This is a genomic window from Arthrobacter sp. 'calajunan' (assembly GCF_046940185.1).
In the GTDB taxonomy this organism is placed as follows: domain Bacteria; phylum Actinomycetota; class Actinomycetes; order Actinomycetales; family Micrococcaceae; genus Glutamicibacter; species Glutamicibacter soli.
This window is the reverse complement of record NZ_JBKZDY010000004.1, coordinates 68,416-89,118: the sequence shown is the minus strand read 5'-3', so window position 1 is coordinate 89,118 and position 20,703 is coordinate 68,416. Positions and strand designations below refer to the sequence as shown.

Below are 20,703 nucleotides of genomic sequence, written 5' to 3'. Positions count from 1 at the left end.
CGCCCAAGCACTCTCCGTCCGGGAGGCCAGTAGACTCCGTCGCTTAAATGAAAAGGACACATCAATGGCTAATGCCCGTGCCCGCCGTACCGTGCGCCTCTCGCGCGCCCTCGGCCTTGCCCTGACCCCTAAAGCTGAAAAGTACATGGAGCGTCGTCCGTACGGTCCAGGTCAGCATGGCCGCGCCCGCAAGAAGCAGGACAGCGACTACGCAGTGCGTCTGCGCGAGAAGCAGCGTCTGCGCGCCCAGTACGGCATCCGCGAAGTACAGATGCTCAACGCCTTCAAGGAAGCCAAGCGCCTCGGCGGCCAGACCGGTGACAACCTGCTGGCTCTGCTCGAGTCCCGCCTGGATGCCCTCGTTCTGCGTGCCGGCTTCGCCCGCACCATCCAGCAGGCCCGCCAGCTGGTAGTGCACCGCCACATCCTGGTCAACGGCCAGCGCGTGGACCGCCCATCGTTCCGCGTGAAGCCGGGTCAGCTGATCCACGTTCACGAGAAGAGCGAGAAGATGGTTCCGTTCCAGATGGCCGCAGCCGGCGAGCACGCACAGGTGCTGCCAGCCGTTCCTGCCTACCTGGACGTCAAGCTGGAATCCCTCCAGGCCACCTTCCTGCGCGCTCCTGAGCGCGCCGAGATCCCGGTGACCTGCGAAGAGAACCTCGTGGTCGAGTACTACGCACGCTAAACCCGTGCGCCAGATGGCCCGCAACCGATTTCCGGTTGCGGGCCATCCGCTTAACTACCTGTTCAGGCTCACACTTCGATAAGGTGGACTGGCAGCAAAAACCCAAGCAGAAGAGGAAGCACATGTCGGGTTCGGATATCGCAGGGCTCATCGCCGCTGGAGCGTTCGTCATATTGGTGGCAATCCTCGCAGTGCCGATCATCAAGTTGGGCAAGGTGTTCGACGAGCTGCGCAACTCGATCAAGGACCTGGCAGACGGAACCACCCCGTTGATCGGCGAGGTCACCAACACCGTCGCGACCACGAACGACCAGCTCAAGAAGGTCGACGCGATCACCTCCAACGTCTCCGACGCCACCGCCAACGTCTCGGCGCTGTCCTCCCTGGTCGCCGCCACCGTCGGCAAACCGCTGATCAAGGTCGCCGCCTTCACCGAGGGCGTCAAGGCCGCGATGAACTCCAAGCCCTCAGGCAAGGCCCGCCGCAGCCGCTAACCGCAGACGACCAACTGCCTCTCAGGCAAGGAGACTAGAATGAAAAAGCTCTTGTGGGTTTCGATCGGCGTCGGCATTGGCGTGCTGGCGTCCAAAAAATACACCGAAGTTTCCTCCGGGGCGGCCCTGAACCGCCAGGTCGGCAAGTACGCCGACCGCGTCTCGGAGATCGCGCAGGCATTCAGCACCGCAATGCATGCACGCGAAGAAGAATTACGTTCCGCCCTCGGCGTGGACTCAGCTAAATGAAGGGATCATCCGTAACACGATGAAAACGCAGGAAATTGCCCGTCGATGGGTCGACTTTTTCGTCTCCAAGGGCCACACCGCCGTGCCCAGCGCCTCGCTGGTCTCGGCCGACCCGTCCTTGCTGTTCACGGTGGCCGGCATGGTCCCGTTCATCCCTTACCTGACCGCGCGCGAAGAGCCGCCGTACACTCGCGCCACCTCGGTGCAGAAGTGCATCCGCACCGGTGACATCGAAGAAGTCGGCAAGACCGTGCGCCACGGCACCTTCTTCCAGATGTGCGGCAACTTCTCCTTCGGCGACTACTTCAAGAAGGAAGCCATCCACTTCGCCTGGGAGCTGCTGACCAACAGCCTCGAGGACGGCGGCTACGGCCTGGAGAAGGACCGCCTGTGGGTCACCGTCTACGAGGACGGCGACGAGAAGGACCTCGAGGCCCGCCGCATCTGGGAAGAGGAAATCGGCCTGCCGCGCGAGCGCGTCGTCGGCACCGGCAAGGAAGACAACTACTGGAACACCGGCCAGCCCGGCCCCGGCGGACCCTGCTCGGAGATCTACTACGACCGCGGCGCCGAGTACGGCCAGGAGGGCGGCCCGGCGGTCGACGAGACCCGCTACATCGAGATCTGGAACCTCGTGTTCATGCAGTACCAGCTCTCGGCGGTGCGCTCGAAGACCGACTTCGACGTGGCCGGCGAACTGCCCAAGCGCAACATCGACACCGGCCTGGGCCTGGAGCGCCTGGCGATGATCCTGCAGGGCGTCGAGAACATGTACGAGACCGACCAGGTCCGCCCGGTGCTGGACAAGGCCGCGGAACTCGCCGCGATCACCTACACCTCCACCGAGGATCCCGAGGATCCGAACCACGCCAACGACGTGCGCCTGCGCATGATCGCCGACCACATCCGCTCCTCGCTGATGCTGATCTCCGACGGCGTCACCCCGGGCAACGAAGGCCGCGGCTACGTGCTGCGCCGCCTGATCCGCCGCGCCGTGCGCGCCATGCGCCTGATGGGCGTGGACACCGAGGTGCTTCCCGAGCTGCTGCCGGTCTCCCGCGACGCCATGAAGGGCGTCTACCCGATCGTTGAAGAGGACTTCGAGCGCATCGCCCGCATCGCCTACGCCGAGGAGCGCGCTTTCCGCCGCACCATCGCCTCGGGCACCACCCGTCTGGACGAAGCGCTGACCCATGCCAAGGCAGAGGGCCACGACCTCTCGGGCGACGACGCGTTCGCGCTGCACGACACCTACGGCTTCCCGATCGACCTGACCTTGGAGATCGCCTCCGAGGCGGGCCTGGCGGTCGACGAGGCGCGCTTCCGCGAGCTCATGAACGAGCAGCGCACCCGCGCCCAGAAGGACGCCAAGGCCAAGAAGTCGGGCCACGCCGACCTGTCGGTGTACACCGCGCTGGCCGAGGCCGGCCATGTGCACTTCACCGGCTACGACACCCTGGCCGGCGAGTCGAAGATCCGCGGCATCATCCGCGACGGCGCCGTGGTGCCGTTCGCCGAGCAGGGCCAGGAAATCGACCTGGTGCTGGAGGAGACCCCGTTCTACGCCGAATCCGGCGGCCAGGCCGGAGATGTCGGCCTGATCACCGGCGACGGCTTCGTGCTGGAGGTCACCGACGTGCAGGCCCCGGTCAAGGGCCTGAACGTGCACAAGGTCATCGTGCGCGAGGGCGAGCTGCCCGCCGAGGCGCTGGTGCGCACCCAGGTCGACGCGATCCGCCGCCACTCCGGCGAGCAGGCGCACTCGGCCACCCACCTGGTGCACGCCGCGTTGCGCCAGCTGCTGGGGGACACCGCCACCCAGGCCGGTTCCTTCAACAAGGCAGGCTACCTGCGCTTCGACTTCTCCTGGGCCGAGGCCCTGTCGACGTCCGCCCGCAGCGAGGTCGAAGAGGTCGTGAACCTGGCGATCGCCGCCAACCACCAGGTCGTCACCAACGAGATGGCGCTGGCCGAGGCGAAGAAGCTGGGCGCGATGAGCCTGTTCGGCGAGAAGTACTCCAACGACGTGCGCGTGGTGGAGATGAACGGCGCCTGGTCGCGCGAGCTGTGCGGCGGCACCCACGTGGACTCCACCGCCCGCATCGGCCAGCTGACCCTGCTCTCCGAAGCCTCCGTGGGCTCGGGCAACCGCCGCGTCGAGGCGCTGGTGGGCATGGAGGCGTTCCGCCACGGCGCCGCCGAGCGCGCCCTGGTCTCCGAGCTCTCGGGCCTGTTCCGCGTGCCGAGCAACCAGGTCTCCGAGCGCGTGAACGAGACCGTGGCCAAGCTGAAGGCAGCGGAGAAGCAGATTGCGGAGCTCAAGAGCGCCGCGATGCTCGCGCAGTCCGCGCAGCTGCTGGAGAAGGTCGTCACCATCGGCGCCACCCGCCTGCTGGCGCACAACGCCGGCGCGGTCGATTCGGCCGATGCACTGCGCACCATGGCCCTTGACCTGCGCGGCAAGCTGGGTTCGGACGCCGCGGTGATCGTGCTGATCGGCGTGTCCAACGGACGCCCGCTGGTGCTCGCGGTGACCAACGAGGAAGCCCGCGCCAACGGCTTCAAGGCCGGCGCGCTGGTGCGCACTGCCACCGGCGTGCTCGGCGGCGGCGGCGGCGGCAAGGACGACATGGCCCAGGGCGGCGGGCAGGATGCTTCGCGCATCGACGACGCCCTGGACGCGATCCGCGCGGCGCTGGCCAATGGCTAGCATCGCGCTCGGCGTCGACGTGGGCCTGGCCCGCGTCGGCGTCGCCGTCTCCGACCCCTCGGGCTTGCTCGCCACCCCGGTGATGACGCTGCGCCGCGACGCGAAGAAGAACTCCGACCGCCGCCTGCTGCTGCGCATGATCGTGGACCGCGGTGTGTCCGAGGTCTACATCGGCGAACCCAAGGCCCTGTCCGGGAACGCCACGGAATCCACCAAAATGGCCCGTGACTACGCTATTGCCTTGGTCGAAGAGGCAAATGCGGCTAGCATCGAGGTTGAGGTTTTCCTGGTTGACGAGCGCCTGAGCAGCGTCAGCGCCCACCGTGCGCTGCATGCCTCGGGCAAGAAGATGGCTTCGCACCGCGAGGTCGTCGACCAGGCCGCCGCGATCGAGATCCTGCAGCAGGTGCTGGACATGCGACGCAACAGCGTGCGTGTGCAGGCAAGCCGCGTGGTGCTGAAGTAGCGCCCGAACCAGGCAACCCGGGAACCCACCGGAGAAAAGAGAGTTGATGCGAGAGACGACCCGCGCCGAACGGCAGCGCGCCACCCAACGGGCGCTGTACGAGCGTTTCGCCGCGGGCTCATCCTCGCATCCGGACCCTCTCGCCGCACCCTCCGCGCCGGAGCTGACCGGGCTGGGCTACTACCAGCTGCAGCCGGTCGACCCGGAAACTTCCGGCACCGCGGATGCCTCCGGCGCCCAGCCGGCCACCGAGTACATTCCAGTCGCCGCGCCCGCCGAGGGCCAGGCGGCAGACCCCGAACAGCAGCCGCGCAACGAGCAGTCCTACGACGACTACGCCGGGGGTTCGGCGCCCGCCGCGGACCTGGTCGGGGAACCGCTGGACGCGCAGGCCGAGGCCGGCAAGAAGCAGCGCCGCAAGCGCACCAAACGCCGCCGCAACTTGGTGATGCTCGCCGTGGTGCTGGTGTTCGCGCTGGTAGTCGCCGGCTCGGTGCTGACCGTGAAGTCAGTGCTCAAGCAGTTCAACCCGGACGACTACCCCGGCCCCGGCGGGGAAACGGTTGAATTCACCGTCGAGGACGGCTGGGGTGTGCAGGTCATCTCCCGCAAGCTCGAGGAGCTGGACGTCGTCTCCAGCGACAAGCTCTTCGCCCAGGCCGTGGAGCAGTCCACCGCGCCCAGCAAGGTCATCCACCCGGGCAACTACCTGCTCAAGAAGCAGATGCGCGCCGCGGACGCCGCCGGCGAGCTCATCAACAACAAGCCGGACAAGGTCTTCTACGTCGCGCTGAAGGCGAACCTTCGGATGCCGGCGGCGCTGGAGGAGATCGCCAAGGGCTCGGGCCTGGAACTGGCCGAGCTGACCAAGCTCGCCGCGCAGCCCCAGAAGTTCGGCCTGCCCGCCGAGGTGAAGAACCTCGAAGGCTGGCTGCACCCGGGCGAATACCGCTTCGCGCTGGACACCAGCGCGCAGAAGGTGCTGCAGTCGCTGGTCGACGCGACCAAGAAGTCGCTGAAGGCCGCCGGTGAGCCCGACCTGTCCAAGGGCTACCGCGCCCTGAAGGTCGCCTCGATCATGCAGGCCGAGGCCACCGTAAACGACTACCCAGCCGTCGCCGGCGCGATCGAGAACCGCCTGCACAAGGACAACACCGAAACCCACGGGCTGCTGCAGGTTGACTCCGCGGTGATCTACGGGCTGGACCGCTACACCCTGCAGTTCAGCGCCGAGGAGCGCGCGGACAAGTCCAACGCGTACAACACCTACGTGCACCCCGGCCTGCCGCCCACCCCCATTGGCTCGCCCAGCAACGACGCGATCAAGGCCGCGGTGAACCCCGCGCCGAACGACTACTACTACTGGGTCACGGTCAATACGCAGACCGGCGAAACCAAGTTCGCCGCCACCTACGCCGAGCACCAGCAGAACCAGGCCGAATTCCGCGCCTGGTGCGCCGCGAACGCCGACGTCTGCCAATAACCCCTCCAAGCGGCCCCGCTGCCCGCCGCGCCCCCGCGCGCACCGGGCCCGGGGCAGAAAGATCCGGGACACGCCATGGTGCACCCAGCGCAGCCGCCGCAGGACAAGCCGCAGGACAACCAGCCGATCCAGCCGCTGCAGGCAGCCGTGCTGGGCAAACCCATCGGGCATTCCAAGTCGCCGGTGCTGCACCGCGCGGCCTATGAGCTGCTCGGCGCGCCCGTGCGCTACGAGGCGATCGAGCTGGACCCCGCGCAGGCCGCCGAGCACATCGCCCGCGTGCGCGCCGGGGGATGGGCCGGCTGCTCGGTGACCATGCCGCTGAAGGACGTGTTCGTGCCCTACATGGACGAGCTCTCCGACCGCGTGGCCCGGCTCGGCGCGCTGAACACCATCGTCGTGCGCGAGGACGGGACCCTGTTCGGGCAGAACACCGACGTGGACGGGCTGGTGCTCGCGCTGGCGGACTTCGGGCTCACGCGCTGCGAGCAGCCCACGATCCTCGGGTCGGGCAATACCGCGCTGGCCGCCATCGAGGCCTGCGCCGAGCTCGGCGCCCGGCGGCTGAAGCTGATCGTGCGCGACGCCTCCCGAGCGAACCGCGCCACCGCCCTGGCCAGCTCGCTGGGCATCGAGCCGCAGGTGCTGGAGATCTCCGCACTGGACGGCCAGGCGGTCGAGCAGGACGAGCTGGTGTTCAGCACCCTGCCTCCGCGCGCCGCGGACGGCTGGATTCACAAGCTCGGCCCCGGCGCCGGCATCCTGCTGGATGTCGCCTATGATCCGTGGCCCTCGGCACTCGCCTCGTCCTGGGGCGGAACCATCATTTCCGGGCTGCACATGCTGGTGCACCAGGCGGTCGAGCAGGCCCGGGCCTTCAGCCGCATCGACTTCGATCAGGCGCAGCGCGAGAACGTCACAAATGCGATGTATGACTCCCTGGGGCTTCATCGACACGGTTAATGCGTGCAGGTCATGGCAAAATGGTGGACATGTTGCGTTGGTTGACCGCGGGCGAATCTCATGGCCCCGCCCTTGTAGGAATTCTTGAAGGTCTGCCCGCCGGAGTCTCGGTGGACAGTGAAGCAGTGCGCGATGCCCTCGCGCGCCGGCGCCTCGGCTATGGCCGCGGCGCCCGGATGAAGTTTGAAAAGGACCAGGTCACCTTCCTCGGCGGCGTGCGCCACGGCAAGACCCAGGGCGGCCCGATCGCGATCGAGATCGGCAACACCGAATGGCCCAAGTGGCAGAAGGTGATGAGCGCCGATCCGGTCGACCTGGACGAGCTGGCTTCGATGGCCCGCAACGCGCCGCTGACCCGCCCGCGCCCGGGGCACGCCGATTTCACCGGCATGCAGAAGTACGGCTTCGACGACGCCCGCCCGGTGCTCGAGCGCGCCAGCGCCCGCGAAACCGCGGCCCGCGTCGCCCTGGGCGAGGTGGCCTCCCGCTTCCTGGCCGACCTGGGCATCCAGCTCGTCTCCCACACCACTGCCGTCGGCGCGGTGTCCGCGCCGCAGGACGCTGCCCTGCCCACCGCCGCGGACGTCGCGGCCCTGGACGACGATCCGCTGCGCTGCTTCGATAAGGAGACCTCCGCCGCGATGGTGGCCGAGGTCGACGACGCGCACAAGGCGGGGGAGACCCTCGGCGGCGTGGTCGAGGTGCTCGCCTACAACCTGCCCCCGGGCATTGGCTCCTACGTGCACTGGGACCGCCGCCTGGACGCGCGCCTGGCCGGGGCCCTGATGGGCATCCAGGCCATCAAGGGCGTGGAAGTCGGCGACGGCTTCGCCACCGCTGCCCGGCGCGGCTCCGCGGCCCACGATGAGATCGTGCGCGGCGACGACGGCACCATCCGGCGCGCCTCGAACCGCGCCGGCGGCATCGAGGGCGGCATGAGCATCGGCGAGGTGCTGCGCGTGCGCGCGGCCATGAAACCGATCGCCACCGTCCCGCGCGCCCTGCGCACCGTGGACACCGCCACCGGCGAGGACGCCACCGCGCACCACCAGCGTTCGGACGTCTGCGCCGTGCCGGCCGCCGGTGTCGTCGCCGAGGCCATGGTCGCCCTGGTGCTGGCCCAGTCGCTGCTGGAGAAGTTCGGCGGCGATTCGGTGACCGAGACCAAGCGCAACATCGACACCTACCTGGCCAGCATCCCGGACAGCCTGGAATCGACCGGCGTCTAGGCGCGCCCGAGGAACAACAACCGCATGATCTACCTCATTGGCCCGATGGCCAGCGGCAAGTCCACCGTGGGCAAGTCGCTGGCCGCCGCGCTGTCGCTGCCCTTCGTGGACACCGACGAGCTCATCGTCGCCGCCCACGGCTCCATCGCCTCCATTTTCGCCGCCCACGGCGAACAGCGCTTCCGCGACCTGGAGGAGGAAACCCTGGCCGGCGTGCCCGAGGGCGTCATCGCCACCGGGGGAGGAGCGGTGCTGCGCGAGGCGAACCGCCAGGTCCTGGCCCGCGGCACCGTGGTCTACCTGGAGATGACCGCCGCCGGCGCCGCCGCGCGCATCAAGGGCGACTCCACCCGCCCGCTTTTGGCGGGTGACGAGGCCCTCAGTGCCTGGACGACGCTGCTGGCCGCCCGCAAGGGCATTTACGAATCAATTGCTGACGTGCGTGTATTGGTCGACGACAAACCAGTTCTACAAATTGTCGAAGAGATCACGGCCCGACTTGGGCATCTGTGATTAGTGCCACGAGATGGCATATCTGCCCCCGTGCAGGGCTACGCTTGAAAAATCAGCACCATCAGGAGGTTTTAAACTGATGCCATTAGCACCAACCACACTGCAGGTCACCGGCGCCACCCCGGCGGAATCCTACCCGGTCCTGGTCGGCACCGGCTTGCTGGGCCAGCTGCCCGAGCTGCTCGGGCCCGCAGTCAAGAAGGTCTTGGTCATCCACCCCCGCGCGCTCCGGGCCACCGGCGACGTGGTGCGTGACGACCTGGCGACCGCGGGCCTCGAGGCGCTGACCGCGGAGATCCCGGACGCCGAAGAGGGCAAGCACATCCAGGTCGCCTCCTTCTGCTGGGAAGTCCTGGGCAAGAACGACTTCACCCGCTCGGACGCCATCGTCTCGGTCGGCGGCGGCGCCGTCACCGACGTGGCGGGCTTCGTGGCCGCCACCTGGCTGCGCGGCGTGAAGGTCATCCACATCCCGACCTCGCTGCTGGCCATGGTCGACGCCGCCGTGGGCGGCAAGACCGGCATCAACACCGCCGAGGGCAAGAACCTGGTCGGCGCCTTCCACCCGCCGGCCGCCGTGCTGGCCGACCTGGACGCGCTGGCGACCCTGCCGAAGAACGAACTGGTCACCGGCATGGCCGAGGTCGTGAAGACCGGCTTCATCGCCGACGAGCGCATCCTAGAACTCATTGAAGAGGACCCGCAGGACGCGATCGACCCCTCCAGCGAGCGCCTGCGCGAGCTGATCGAACGCACCATCGCGGTGAAGGCGGACGTGGTTTCCCGCGACCTGAAGGAATCGGGCGACCGCGAGTTCCTGAACTACGGCCACACCCTGGCCCACGCCATCGAGCTGGCCGAGCGCTACCAGATGCGCCATGGCGCAGCGGTCTCCATCGGCCTGTGCTTCGCCGCAGAGCTGGGCCGCTCGGTGGGCTACACCTCCGACGCGGTCGCCGACCGCCACCAGAGCATCCTGAAATCCCTGGGGCTGCCAACCACCTACCGCAACGACCGCTGGGCTTCGCTGCTGGACGGCATGAAGCGCGACAAGAAGGCGCGCGGCAGCCAGCTGCGCTTCGTGGTGCTGGAGGACATCGGCCGTCCACGCATCTACGAAGTGCCGGACAGTTCGCTGCTCTTCGCGGCCTACCAGGAAATCGGGGAATAAGCATGGGCGACTACACCGCATACGCCATCGACGTCGCATCGGTGAACCGCGAGGGCGTCGGCACCTCGATCAACGGCGTGTTGATCGATCCCGAAACCCTCAAGCCGTACATCGCCGACGCGGAAGCCGCCGAGCAGCAGATGCAGGTCGGTTCGCCGACCGACCGGGTTGTCATCCTGCTGGCCCGCGGCGAACTAGCCGCGGCCGGCGAGCTGATCGCCGAATCGCGCCTGCTGGATCCGACGAACGCCCATTTGCGTGTGCTGGACACCGAGCTGACCCGCATGCAGGGCAACTTCGACCGCGCGATCAACCGTCTGCGCAAGCTGGCCGAGGAGTTCGCCGGCACCTTCTACGAGCCGCTGATGCACCAGCACCTCGGTTTCAGCTTCTTCGCGAAGGGCGACTACAAGGCCGCCGCGACCCGTTTCCGCAAGGCCATGGAGCAGCGCATCGCCATGAACGACGACGCCTACCTGGTCAACGCCTCGAGCACCTGCCTGCAGATCGCCGAGGAACGCGCCGCAGCGTAGCCGCCAGTGCCCCGAACGGGCGCTGCGCGGTCGCGCGTAATGCGCGCCACCGCACGAACACACGCCAGCGGGCCCCTGATGGGGTAAACTGGTCAATGGATTTTTGACAATGCCGGCCCTGCGCAGGCGAAAATAGAGGATTGAGGAACCGTGGCGGATACAACCGACATCAAAAACGGCCAGGTCATCAAGATCGACGGCCAGCTGTGGACCATCATCGACTTCCAGCACGTGAAGCCGGGCAAGGGCGGCGCGTTCGTCCGCACCAAGATGCGCAACGTCATCTCGGGCAAGGTTCTGGACAAGACCTACAATGCCGGCACCAAGATCGAGCTGGCCACCGTCGACCGCCGCGACTACCAGTACCTCTACCAGGACGGCGAAGACTTCGTCTTCATGAACCTGGACGACTACGACCAGATCACCGTCGCCGGCGCCACCGTGGGCGACGCCGCAGGCTACATGCTGGAAAACCAGGAACTGACCATCGCCATGCACGACGGCAGCCCGCTGTACCTGGAACTGCCTGCCTCCGTGGTCCTGGAGATCACCTACACCGAGCCGGGCCTGCAGGGCGACCGCTCCTCGGCCGGCACCAAGCCAGCCACACTGGAAACCGGCAAGGAGATCCAGGTGCCGCTGTTCGTCGAGCAGAACACCAAGGTCAAGGTCGACACCCGCACCGGCGACTACCTGGGTCGTGTCAACTAGTGCGAGCCCGAGCCAAAGCCCGACGCCGCGCCCTCGAATTCCTCTTTGAGGCCGAGGCGCGCGATGTTGACCCCATCAAGGTGGCCATCGCACGCCGCGAGAACTCCGACATCAGCCTGAACGAGTACTCGATGACCCTGCTTGAAGGGGTCATGGCGCATCTGGACCGCATTGACGAGGTGCTGGAAAGCTATGTCAAGGACTGGACCATCGACCGCATGCCCGCCGTCGACCGTGCGGCCCTGCGCATCGGCGTCTGGGAACTGCTTTACAACGACGACGTGCCCGACGCGGTTGCCGTGTCCGAGGCGGTCATCAACGTTCGCGAGCTGTCCACCGACGAGTCGCCTGAATTCGTCAACGGCGTTCTGGGCCGCATCCAGAGCGTCAAGGACACCCTGATCGACTAGCACTCCGCACGTCTTCACGCCGCAGCCTGAACCCCCGTTCCCGGGGGTTCGGGCTGCGGCTTTTTCATGCCCTGTCGCTGCCTGGACGCTAGCGCACGGCAGCGCTGGAACGCACCGCCGGGCATGTGGTGAATGCGACAACAGCCCCCGGCACTGCGCTGAATCCTGCAGGTTGCCCGGGATTGCGCGAGGGTTGGCGGCGCCGCCTTGCGACGCCGTGGCGCAATTCACGCCGTATTCACTCTCATGCATACCCTTGCGCTCGAGAATCGGTCTTCACCCGTGATAATTTGAAGTAGCAATATTCCTTTAAGACCGTCCCGTGAGGCGGAGAAGGGAGAGGTGCACAGCATGAATGAAAATTCAGCGTCGGACGGTGCCCGTACGGTTCTTACCGGGGACGACATCGAACGTGTACTGACCCGCGTGGCCTTCGAGATCATCGAGGCCAACAAAGGCATCGAGGACCTCGTTCTCCTCGGCATCCCGCGCCGCGGCTTCCCGTTAGCCCAGCGCCTGGCGGCCCGCATCGCGGCTTCCGCCGACACCCCCATCGATCCGGCATCCTTGGTCGGACAGCTCGACATCACCCTGTACCGCGATGACCTGCGTCATTCAACCACCCGCACCCCAGAGCCCACGAAGCTGCCCGCCGGCGGCATCGACGGCAAGGTCGTGGTGCTGGTGGACGACGTGCTCTACTCCGGCCGGACCATCCGCGCCGCCCTGGACGCCCTGTCCGACTGGGGCCGCCCGCGCATCGTGCGCCTGGCCGTGCTGGTGGACCGCGGACACCGCGAACTTCCCATCCGCGCCGACCACGTGGGCAAGAACCTGCCCACCGCGAAGAGCGAGAAGGTGCGCGTGCACCTGGAAGAGATCGACGGAACCAATGAAGTGATGATCGAGGCTGCTGAATGAAACACCTGCTATCGACTGCCGACCTCTCGCGCGAGGAAGCGGTCAAGATCCTCGACATCGCCGGCGAGATGCGCGAAGCCGGAACCCGCGTGGTCAAGAAGCTCCCGGCCCTGCGCGGGCGCACTGTGGTGAACCTGTTTTTCGAGGACTCCACCCGCACCCGCATCTCCTTCGAGGCGGCCGCCAAGCGGCTGAGCGCGGACGTCATCAACTTCTCCGCCAAGGGCTCCTCGGTGTCCAAGGGCGAGTCGCTGAAGGACACCGCGCAGACGCTGCTGGCCATCGGCGCCGACGCCGTGGTCATCCGCCACCCGGACTCCGGAGCCCCGGCCCGCCTGGCCGCCACCGACTGGATCGACCTGCCGATCATCAACGCCGGCGACGGCACCCACGAGCACCCGACCCAGGCGCTGCTGGACGCGTTCACGCTGCGCCGCCAGCTGGCCCTGCGCGGCGGGGTCTCCGCCACCGGGCTCGGCCTGGACGGGCTGAAGGTCGCGATCGTCGGAGACATCCTGCATAGCCGCGTGGCCCGCTCGAACCTCTGGCTGCTGAACACCCTGGGCGCCTCGGTGACCATGGTCGCCCCGCCGACCCTGCTGCCGGTGGGCGCCGAGTCCTGGCCGTGCACCATCAGCTACGACCTGGACCAGGTCATCGCCGAGGGTGTTGACGCGCTGATGATGCTGCGTGTGCAGGGCGAGCGCATGAGGGCCGCCTACTTCCCGAACCCGCGTGAATACTCGCGCTACTGGGGGCTGGACGACGCCCGCCTGGGCACGCTGGACGCGGCCGGCGCCGAAACGCTGATCATGCACCCGGGCCCGATGAACCGCGGCTTGGAGATCTCCTCCGCGGCGGCCGATTCCCCCCGCTCCACCGTGCTCGATCAGGTCACCAACGGTGTGGCCGTGCGCATGGCAAGCCTCTACATGCTCCTCTCCGGCGACCTGATCTAAGGAAGAACCCATGAACTACCTCATTCAACAGGCCTCCATCCTGGGCGGCGAGCCCCAGGACGTGCTCATCGCCGACGGGCGCATCGCCCAGCTCGGCTCCATCGCGCCGGCGGACGGCGTGCAGGTCGTCGACGGCCGCGGTCTGGTGCTGCTACCCGGCATGGTCGACCCGCACACCCACCTGCGCGAACCCGGCCGCGAAGACGCCGAGACCGTGGAAACCGGCACCCGCGCCGCCGCCAAGGGCGGCTACACCGCGGTGCATGCGATGGCCAACTCGACCCCCGTGGCCGACACCGCCGGCGTCGTCGAGCAGGTCTACGAGCTGGGCCGCAAGGCCGGCTGGGTGGACGTGCGCCCGGTGGGCGCTGTCACCGTCGGGCTGGAAGGCAAGCAGCTGAGCGAGATCGGCGCCATGGCCGATTCCCGCGCCCAGGTCAAGATGTTCTCCGACGACGGCATCTGCGTCTCGGACCCGCTGCTGATGCGCCGCGCGCTGGAGTACGTGAAGGCCTTCGACGGCGTCATCGCCCAGCATGCCCAGGAGCCCCGCCTGACCGACGGCGCCCAGATGAACGAGGGCGAAGTCTCCTCGGTGCTGGGCCTGCCCGGCTGGCCTGCCGTGGCGGAGGAGTCGATCATCGCCCGCGACGTGCTGCTGGCCGAGCACGTCGGCGCCCGCCTGCACGTGTGCCACGTGTCCACCGCCGGCTCGGTGGAGATCATCCGCTGGGCCAAGGCGCGCGGCATCCAGGTCACCGCCGAGGTCACCCCCCACCATCTGCTGCTCACCGACGAGAAGGTGCGCACCTTCGACCCGGTCTTCAAGGTCAACCCGCCGCTGCGCCGCGAGGAAGACGTGATGGCGCTGCGCGCAGCGGTCGCCGACGGCACCATCGACGTGATCGGCACCGACCACGCGCCGCACCCTGCCGAATCCAAGGAATGCGAGTGGGCAGCGGCCGCCATGGGCATGACCGGGCTGGAGACCGCGCTGTCCATCGTGCAGCACGCCTTGGTTGACACCGGGCTGCTTTCCTGGGCAGACGTCGCCCGCATCACCTCGACCACCCCGGCGCAGATCGGCCGCGTCGCGGACCAGGGCCGCCCGATCGCCGTGGGCGAGCCTGCCAACCTGGTGCTCGTGGATCCGGCCGCGCGCTGGATCGTGGATCCGTACGCGATGGCCACCAAGGGCCGCAACTCGCCGTTCGCCGGCATGGAACTGCCTGGCAGCGTGCGCGCGACCTTCTTCCACGGCCACCCCACGGTGCTCGACGGCCAGCTGGCCACCCCGAGGCCTGCCGATGCCTAGGGAAGCCATCGTGCCGGTGCTCATCACGGTGCTGGTCATCGTCGGCGCCTGCGCGCTGATCCTTCTCGGTTGGCGCAACCTCAAAGCCCGGCAGGCGAACGTGCCCGAGCCCTTCGAGCCCTTCGCCGACGAGGTCGACCACGAGTTCTCCGGGATGTACGTGGCCACCACGAAGTACGAGGACTGGCTGGAGCGCATCGCGGTGCACGATCTGGGGGTCCGCAGCAATGCGCAGCTGCAGCTCGGCGCCGCGGGCCTGCACCTGGTCCGCCCCGGCACCCGGGACCTCCACGTCCCGTGGAGCGCCTTCGAGAAGGTCAGCCGTTCCTCCGGCATGATCGGGAAGTTCGTCGAGAAGAACGGCCTGATCGTGATCAGCTGGGAGAAGGACGGCTTCGCCTTCGACACCGGCTTCCGCCCCCGGTTCGCCGAGGACACCCCCAAGATTTATCAGTTGCTGGCGTCGCACCACCGCGGCGCAGCCGAGCAGGAGACAAACAAGTGAATTCCCTGAGCAACCTACCCGCAGTGCTGGTCCTCGAAGATGGCCGCATCTTCCGCGGCCGCAGCTACGGCAAGATCGGCACCGCGCTGGGCGAGGCAGTGTTCACCACCGGCATGACCGGCTACCAGGAGACGCTGACCGACCCGTCCTACGCGCACCAGATCATCACCCAGACCTTCCCGCACGTGGGAAACACCGGGGTGAACGACGAGGACAACGAGTCCAAGCGCATGTGGGCCGCCGGCTACGTGGTCCGCGAGGCCAGCCGACGCCCGAGCAACTGGCGCTCGGAGCGCACCCTGGAAGACGACCTGCTCAGCAACGGGATCGTCGGCATCCGCGGGGTCGACACCCGTGCGTTGACCCGCCACCTGCGCGACGCCGGCGCCATGAAGTCCGGCATCTTCTCCGGCGACGCGGCCGCGGCCTCCGAGGCCGACCTCATCGCGCAGGTCACCGCGCAGCCGCCGATGGCAGGGCGCAACATCTCCGCCGAGGTTTCCACCGACCAGGCCTACGTCGTCGAACCGGCCGACCACGGCTATGAGGGCCAGGCCAAGCACACCGTCGCCGCCATCGACCTGGGCATGAAGTCGATGACCCCGCACCGCCTGGCCGAGCGCGGCCTGCGCGTGCACGTGCTGCCGTACAATGCCACCCTCGAGGACATCAAGGCCACCGGGGCCACCGGCGTGTTCTTCTCCAACGGCCCGGGCGACCCCGCCGCGGCCGCCGCGCAGGTCGAGCTGGTGCGCTCGGTGCTCGACGCGGGCATCCCGTACTTCGGCATCTGCTTCGGCAACCAGATGCTCGGCCGCGCGCTTGGCTTGGAAACCTACAAGCTGCGCTTCGGCCACCGCGGCATCAACCAGCCGGTGATGGACAAGGCCACCGGCCGCGTGGAAATCACCAGCCAGAACCACGGCTTCGCCGTCGACGCCCCGATCGAAGGCAGCTTCACCGCCCCGATCGAGCGCTACGGCAAGGTCGAGGTCTCCCACTTCTCCCTGAACGACCAGGTCGTCGAGGGCCTGAGCTGCCTCGACATCCCTGCGTTCTCCGTGCAGTACCACCCAGAGGCAGCCTCCGGCCCGCACGATGCCGCCTACCTCTTTGACCGTTTCGTCTCCGCCATGGATTCCGCCGCAGAAAAGGACGCCAAGTAATGCCTAAGCGCACCGATCTCAACTCAGTTCTCGTCATCGGTTCGGGTCCAATCGTCATTGGCCAGGCCGCCGAGTTCGACTACTCAGGCACCCAGGCGCTGCGCGTGCTGAAGGAGGAGGGCCTGCGGGTCATCCTGGTCAACTCCAACCCCGCCACCATCATGACCGACCCGGAATTCGCCGACGCCACCTACGTCGAGCCGATCACCCCGGAGGTCGTCGAGAAGATCATCGCCAAGGAGCGCCCCGACGCGATCCTGCCGACCCTGGGCGGGCAGACCGCGCTGAACACCGCCATCGCGCTGGACAAGTCCGGCGCCTTGGAGAAGTACAACGTCGAGCTGATCGGCGCGAACATCGAAGCCATCGAGCTGGGCGAGGACCGCGAGAAGTTCAAGGGCGTCGTTGAGCGCTGCGGCGCCGAATCGGCCCGCTCGGTTATCGTGCACACCCTTGACGAGGCCTTCGCCGCCGTCGAGGAGCTGAACTACCCGGTCGTCGTGCGTCCGTCCTTCACCATGGGCGGCCTGGGCTCGGGCATGGCGTACAACGCCGAGGACCTGACCCGCATCGCCGGCGCCGGCCTGCAGTACTCGCCGACCACCGAGGTGCTCCTGGAGGAGTCGATCCTCGGGTGGAAGGAGTACGAGCTGGAGATGATGCGCGACAAGAACGACAACGTCGTGGTCGTCTGCTCCATCGAGAACTTCGATCCCGTCGGCGTGCACACCGGCGACTCCATCACCGTGGCCCCTGCGATGACCCTGACCGACCGCGAGTACCAGAACCTGCGCGACATCTCCATCGCCGTGATCCGCGAGGTGGGCGTGGACACCGGCGGCTGCAACATCCAGTTCGCCATCGAGCCCGACACCGGCCGCGTGGTGGTCATCGAGATGAACCCGCGTGTGTCGCGTTCCTCCGCGCTGGCCTCCAAGGCCACCGGCTTCGCCATCGCGAAGATCGCCACCAAGCTCTCCCTGGGCTACACCCTGGACGAGATCCCGAACGACATCACCCAGAAGACCCCGGCCTCCTTCGAGCCGGCGCTGGACTACGTCGTCGTCAAGGTGCCGCGCTTCGCGTTCGAGAAGTTCCCGGCCGCCGACGCCACCCTGACCACCACCATGAAGTCCGTCGGCGAGGCCATGGCCCTGGGCCGCAACTTCACCGAGGCGCTGCAGAAGGCCCTGCGCTCCCTGGAGCAGAAGGGCAGCGAGCTGTCCTTCGAGCCGATCGACGCCGAGGAGCTTGACTCGGTCATGAAGCGCATCGAGAAGGGCTCCACCGAGCGCATGTCCCTGGTGCAGCGCGCGCTGCTGTCGGGCAAGAGCGTCGAGGAGCTGTTCGAGGCCACCGGCATCGACCCGTGGTACCTGGACCAGCTGGCGCTGATCAACGAGACCGCCGCGATGATCGCGCAGAACAAGGACCTGGGCGAGGACGTGCTGCGCGAGGCCAAGCGCCACGGCTTCTCCGACGCGCAGATCGCCAAGCTCACCGGCAAGTCCGAGGCAGTGGTGCGCGGCGTGCGCCATGCGCTGGGCGTGCGCCCGGTCTACAAGACCGTGGACACCTGCGCCGCCGAGTTCGAGGCCTTCACCCCCTACATGTACTCCTCCTACGACGAGGAGACCGAGCTGGTCGCGCACGAGAAGAAGTCCGTGATCATCCTGGGCTCCGGCCCGAACCGCATCGGCCAGGGCATCGAGTTCGACTACTCCTGCGTCCACGCGGTGATGGCGCTGCGTGCCGAGGGCTACGAGACCGTCATGGTCAACTGCAACCCGGAAACCGTCTCCACCGACTACGACATCTCCGACCGCCTGTACTTCGAGCCGCTGACGCTGGAAGACGTGCTGGAGATCATCCACGCGGAAGAGGAGACCGGCGGCGTGCTGGGCGTGTTCGTGCAGCTGGGCGGGCAGACCCCGCTGAAGCTGGCAGCAGAGCTGAAGGAGGCCGGCGTGAACATCCTGGGCACCTCCCCGGAGGCCATCGACCTGGCCGAGCACCGCGGCGCCTTCCAGCGCGTGCTGGACAACTCCGGGCTGATCGCCCCCAAGAACGGCACCGCAGTGTCCTTCCCTGAGGCCAAGGCCATCGCGGACTCGATCGGCTACCCGGTCCTGGTGCGCCCGAGCTACGTGCTGGGCGGCCGCGGCATGGAAATCGTCTACGACGAGGCCTCGCTGGAGCGCTACATCGCCAACGCCACCGAGATCACCGTGGACCACCCGGTCCTGGTCGACCGCTTCCTGGAAGACGCCATCGAGATCGACGTCGACGCCCTGTTCGACGGCACCGATCTCTACGTCGGCGGCATCATGGAGCACATCGAGGAGGCCGGCATCCACTCGGGCGACTCGGCCTGCACCCTGCCTCCGATCACCCTGGGCCCTGACGTGCGCGCCCGCGTGAAGGAAGCAACCCGCGCCATCGCCGAGGGCGTGGGCGTGCGCGGCCTGATCAACATCCAGTTCGCGCTGGCCTCCGACATCCTCTACGTGATCGAGGCGAACCCGCGCGCCTCGCGCACCGTGCCGTTCACCTCCAAGGCCACGGGCGTGCAGCTGGCCAAGGTCGCGGCGCTGATCGGCGTGGGCAAGACCCTGGCCGACCTGCGCGGCAGCTACCTGCCTGCCGAGGGCGACGGTGCGAACCTGCCGGACTCGGCACCAATCGCGGTCAAGGAAGCGGTCATGCCGTTCGCCCGCTTCCGCACCCCGGAGGGCAAGGTCGTCGACTCGCTGCTCGGCCCTGAGATGCGCTCCACCGGCGAGGTCATGGGCATCGACAAGTACTTCGACACCGCCTTCGCCAAGTCGCAGGCCGCGGCGAACAACCCGCTGCCGACCAGCGGCAAGGTCTTCGTCTCGGTCACCAACCGCGACAAGCGCTCGATCGTGATGCCGGTCAAGCACCTGGCCGACCGCGGTTTCGAGATCATCTCCACCGGCGGCACCGCCGAGGTGCTGCGCCGCAACGGCATCCCGACCCAGATCGTGGGCAAGCTGCACGAGGGCGGCGAGTCGATCGTCGACCTCATCCAGGCTGGCGAGATCGGGCTGATCCTGAACACCCCGTCGGGTTCCGATGCCCGCGGCGACGGATACGAGATCCGCGCTGCAGCCACCAGCGTCGGCACCCCGGTGATCACCACCGTGGCGGAGTTCGGCGCGGCCGTCCAGGCCATCGACGCCCTGCGCGAATACGCCTGGGACGTCACCAGCCTGCAGGAGCACGAAACCGCACTGGAAGCAGCGCGCAATGCCTAGTCCGGTGCCATTCGGGACCCGCCTTCGGGCGGCCATGGACTCCAGCGGACCGCTGTGCGTGGGCATCGACCCGCACCCGGGGCTGCTGGAGGCCTGGGGACTGCCGAACACGGCCGAGGGAGTGCGCGTGTTTTCGCTCACTGTGGTGGAGGCGATGACCGGCGTGGCCGCCATCCTGAAACCGCAGGTGGCCTTGTACGAGCGCTTCGGTTCGGCCGGCTTCGCGGCGTTGGAGGAGACCCTCCAGGCCGCGAAGGCTGCCAACCTGCTGACGCTGGCCGACGCCAAGCGCGGGGACATCGGCTCCACCATGGCGGCCTACGCGACCGCCTGGCTGGACGATTCCTCGCCGCTGGCCTCGGACGCCGTGACCCTGAGCCCGTACCTGGGCTACGAGTCACTGCGCCCCGCCATCGACCTGGCTGCGGCCACCGGCAGGGGAGTGTTCGTGCTGGGGCTGACCTCCAACCCGGAGGGCGCTTCGGTGCAGCATGTCGGCGGTGATAAGTCAGTTGCTAAATCAATCATCGAGCAGGTCAGCGCGGAAAATGCAGATGCCGAAGATTTGGGGCATGTCGGCTTGGTGGTCGGTGCGACCATCGGCGACGCACCCGCGAAACTCGGCATTGACCTGAGCGCTTCCAAGGCTCCGCTGCTTACCCCGGGCCTCGGCGCCCAGGGGGCGACGGCGCAGGACATCGCAACGGCGTTCGCCTCCAGCTACCGCCAGGTACTGGGGACCAGCAGCCGCGACATCCTGAAGGCAGGCCCGGACGTGAACGAGCTTCGAGACAAGGCGCGCAGCGTGCGCGACGAACTGCTCGCAGCGAAGTAGCGACAACTAAATATGCGACCCAATCGCGTTGTGGCCGATAGAGTTTCTACTGGCCACAACGCGATTAGTCTTGCCAAACGCGTGTTGGAAAGCTATGTTCGGTT

Annotated in this window: 20 protein-coding genes; all 20 read left to right on the top strand. The window is 67.6% G+C overall.

The window, feature by feature from the left end; translation table 11 throughout:
• The first annotated feature begins 64 nt into the window (after positions 1–64).
• The 20 genes from rpsD (at position 65) to pyrF (ending at position 20,599) form a co-directional block, all read left to right on the top strand.
• Positions 65–688, top strand: coding sequence for a 30S ribosomal protein S4 (gene rpsD, locus RF641_RS07580; RefSeq protein ID WP_047119187.1), 624 nt, complete (start codon positions 65–67; stop codon positions 686–688).
• A 122-nt stretch (positions 689–810) separates the two neighbouring features.
• Positions 811–1,182, top strand: a complete 372-nt coding sequence (locus tag RF641_RS07575; protein WP_047119186.1) for a DUF948 domain-containing protein — start codon at positions 811–813, stop codon at positions 1,180–1,182.
• A 39-nt stretch (positions 1,183–1,221) separates the two neighbouring features.
• Complete coding sequence (locus RF641_RS07570; RefSeq protein ID WP_047119185.1) at positions 1,222–1,431, top strand: hypothetical protein; 210 nt, start codon at positions 1,222–1,224, stop codon at positions 1,429–1,431.
• A gap of 19 nt (positions 1,432–1,450) precedes the next feature.
• Positions 1,451–4,141: an alanine--tRNA ligase gene (gene alaS, locus RF641_RS07565; RefSeq protein WP_047119184.1), complete on the top strand. Its 2,691-nt coding sequence runs from the start codon at positions 1,451–1,453 to the stop codon at positions 4,139–4,141.
• Positions 4,134–4,607 (top strand): Holliday junction resolvase RuvX, encoded by a 474-nt coding sequence (gene ruvX, locus RF641_RS07560; protein ID WP_047119183.1) that lies wholly within the window; start codon positions 4,134–4,136, stop codon positions 4,605–4,607. Before alaS ends, ruvX begins: the two co-directional genes overlap by 8 nt.
• A 46-nt stretch (positions 4,608–4,653) precedes the next feature.
• Positions 4,654–6,090 (top strand): endolytic transglycosylase MltG, encoded by a 1,437-nt coding sequence (mltG, locus tag RF641_RS07555; protein WP_424572894.1) that lies wholly within the window; start codon positions 4,654–4,656, stop codon positions 6,088–6,090.
• Positions 6,091–6,165: 75 nt separating this feature from the next.
• Entirely contained in the window at positions 6,166–7,053 is an 888-nt protein-coding gene (locus tag RF641_RS07550) for a shikimate dehydrogenase family protein (protein WP_052772374.1), read from the top strand.
• A gap of 29 nt (positions 7,054–7,082) precedes the next feature.
• Positions 7,083–8,282, top strand: coding sequence for a chorismate synthase (gene aroC / locus RF641_RS07545; protein ID WP_053799405.1), 1,200 nt, complete (start codon positions 7,083–7,085; stop codon positions 8,280–8,282).
• Positions 8,283–8,306: 24 nt separating this feature from the next.
• Complete coding sequence (locus tag RF641_RS07540; RefSeq protein ID WP_424572893.1) at positions 8,307–8,795, top strand: shikimate kinase; 489 nt, start codon at positions 8,307–8,309, stop codon at positions 8,793–8,795.
• A gap of 79 nt (positions 8,796–8,874) precedes the next feature.
• Positions 8,875–9,966, top strand: a complete 1,092-nt coding sequence (aroB, locus tag RF641_RS07535) for a 3-dehydroquinate synthase (protein ID WP_424572892.1) — start codon at positions 8,875–8,877, stop codon at positions 9,964–9,966.
• 2 nt (positions 9,967–9,968) lie between these two features.
• On the top strand, positions 9,969–10,499 hold the full coding sequence (locus tag RF641_RS07530) for a tetratricopeptide repeat protein (RefSeq protein WP_113606281.1): 531 nt from the start codon (positions 9,969–9,971) through the stop codon (positions 10,497–10,499).
• 150 nt (positions 10,500–10,649) lie between these two features.
• Positions 10,650–11,210, top strand: a complete 561-nt coding sequence (gene efp, locus RF641_RS07525) for an elongation factor P (RefSeq protein WP_047119180.1) — start codon at positions 10,650–10,652, stop codon at positions 11,208–11,210.
• Positions 11,210–11,620: a transcription antitermination factor NusB gene (gene nusB / locus RF641_RS07520; protein WP_047119179.1), complete on the top strand. Its 411-nt coding sequence runs from the start codon at positions 11,210–11,212 to the stop codon at positions 11,618–11,620. The genes efp and nusB overlap by 1 nt, the downstream gene beginning before the upstream one ends.
• Before the next feature lie 351 nt (positions 11,621–11,971).
• Positions 11,972–12,541: a bifunctional pyr operon transcriptional regulator/uracil phosphoribosyltransferase PyrR gene (gene pyrR / locus RF641_RS07515; protein ID WP_047119178.1), complete on the top strand. Its 570-nt coding sequence runs from the start codon at positions 11,972–11,974 to the stop codon at positions 12,539–12,541.
• Positions 12,538–13,500, top strand: a complete 963-nt coding sequence (locus RF641_RS07510) for an aspartate carbamoyltransferase catalytic subunit (protein WP_053798114.1) — start codon at positions 12,538–12,540, stop codon at positions 13,498–13,500. Before pyrR ends, RF641_RS07510 begins: the two co-directional genes overlap by 4 nt.
• Positions 13,501–13,510: 10 nt before the next feature.
• Positions 13,511–14,815 carry a dihydroorotase gene (locus RF641_RS07505; protein ID WP_424572891.1) on the top strand — a complete coding sequence of 435 codons (1,305 nt, stop codon included), beginning with the start codon at positions 13,511–13,513 and terminating at the stop codon, positions 14,813–14,815.
• Positions 14,808–15,320 (top strand): PH-like domain-containing protein, encoded by a 513-nt coding sequence (locus tag RF641_RS07500; protein WP_146955791.1) that lies wholly within the window; start codon positions 14,808–14,810, stop codon positions 15,318–15,320. The genes RF641_RS07505 and RF641_RS07500 overlap by 8 nt, the downstream gene beginning before the upstream one ends.
• A complete protein-coding gene (carA, locus tag RF641_RS07495; RefSeq protein ID WP_424572890.1) occupies positions 15,317–16,486 on the top strand; it encodes a glutamine-hydrolyzing carbamoyl-phosphate synthase small subunit in 1,170 nt (389 codons plus the stop codon). Before RF641_RS07500 ends, carA begins: the two co-directional genes overlap by 4 nt.
• On the top strand, positions 16,486–19,764 hold the full coding sequence (gene carB, locus RF641_RS07490) for a carbamoyl-phosphate synthase large subunit (RefSeq protein ID WP_424572889.1): 3,279 nt from the start codon (positions 16,486–16,488) through the stop codon (positions 19,762–19,764). Before carA ends, carB begins: the two co-directional genes overlap by 1 nt.
• A complete protein-coding gene (pyrF, locus tag RF641_RS07485; protein WP_047119172.1) occupies positions 19,757–20,599 on the top strand; it encodes an orotidine-5'-phosphate decarboxylase in 843 nt (280 codons plus the stop codon). Before carB ends, pyrF begins: the two co-directional genes overlap by 8 nt.
• Positions 20,600–20,703: the final 104 nt, after the last annotated feature.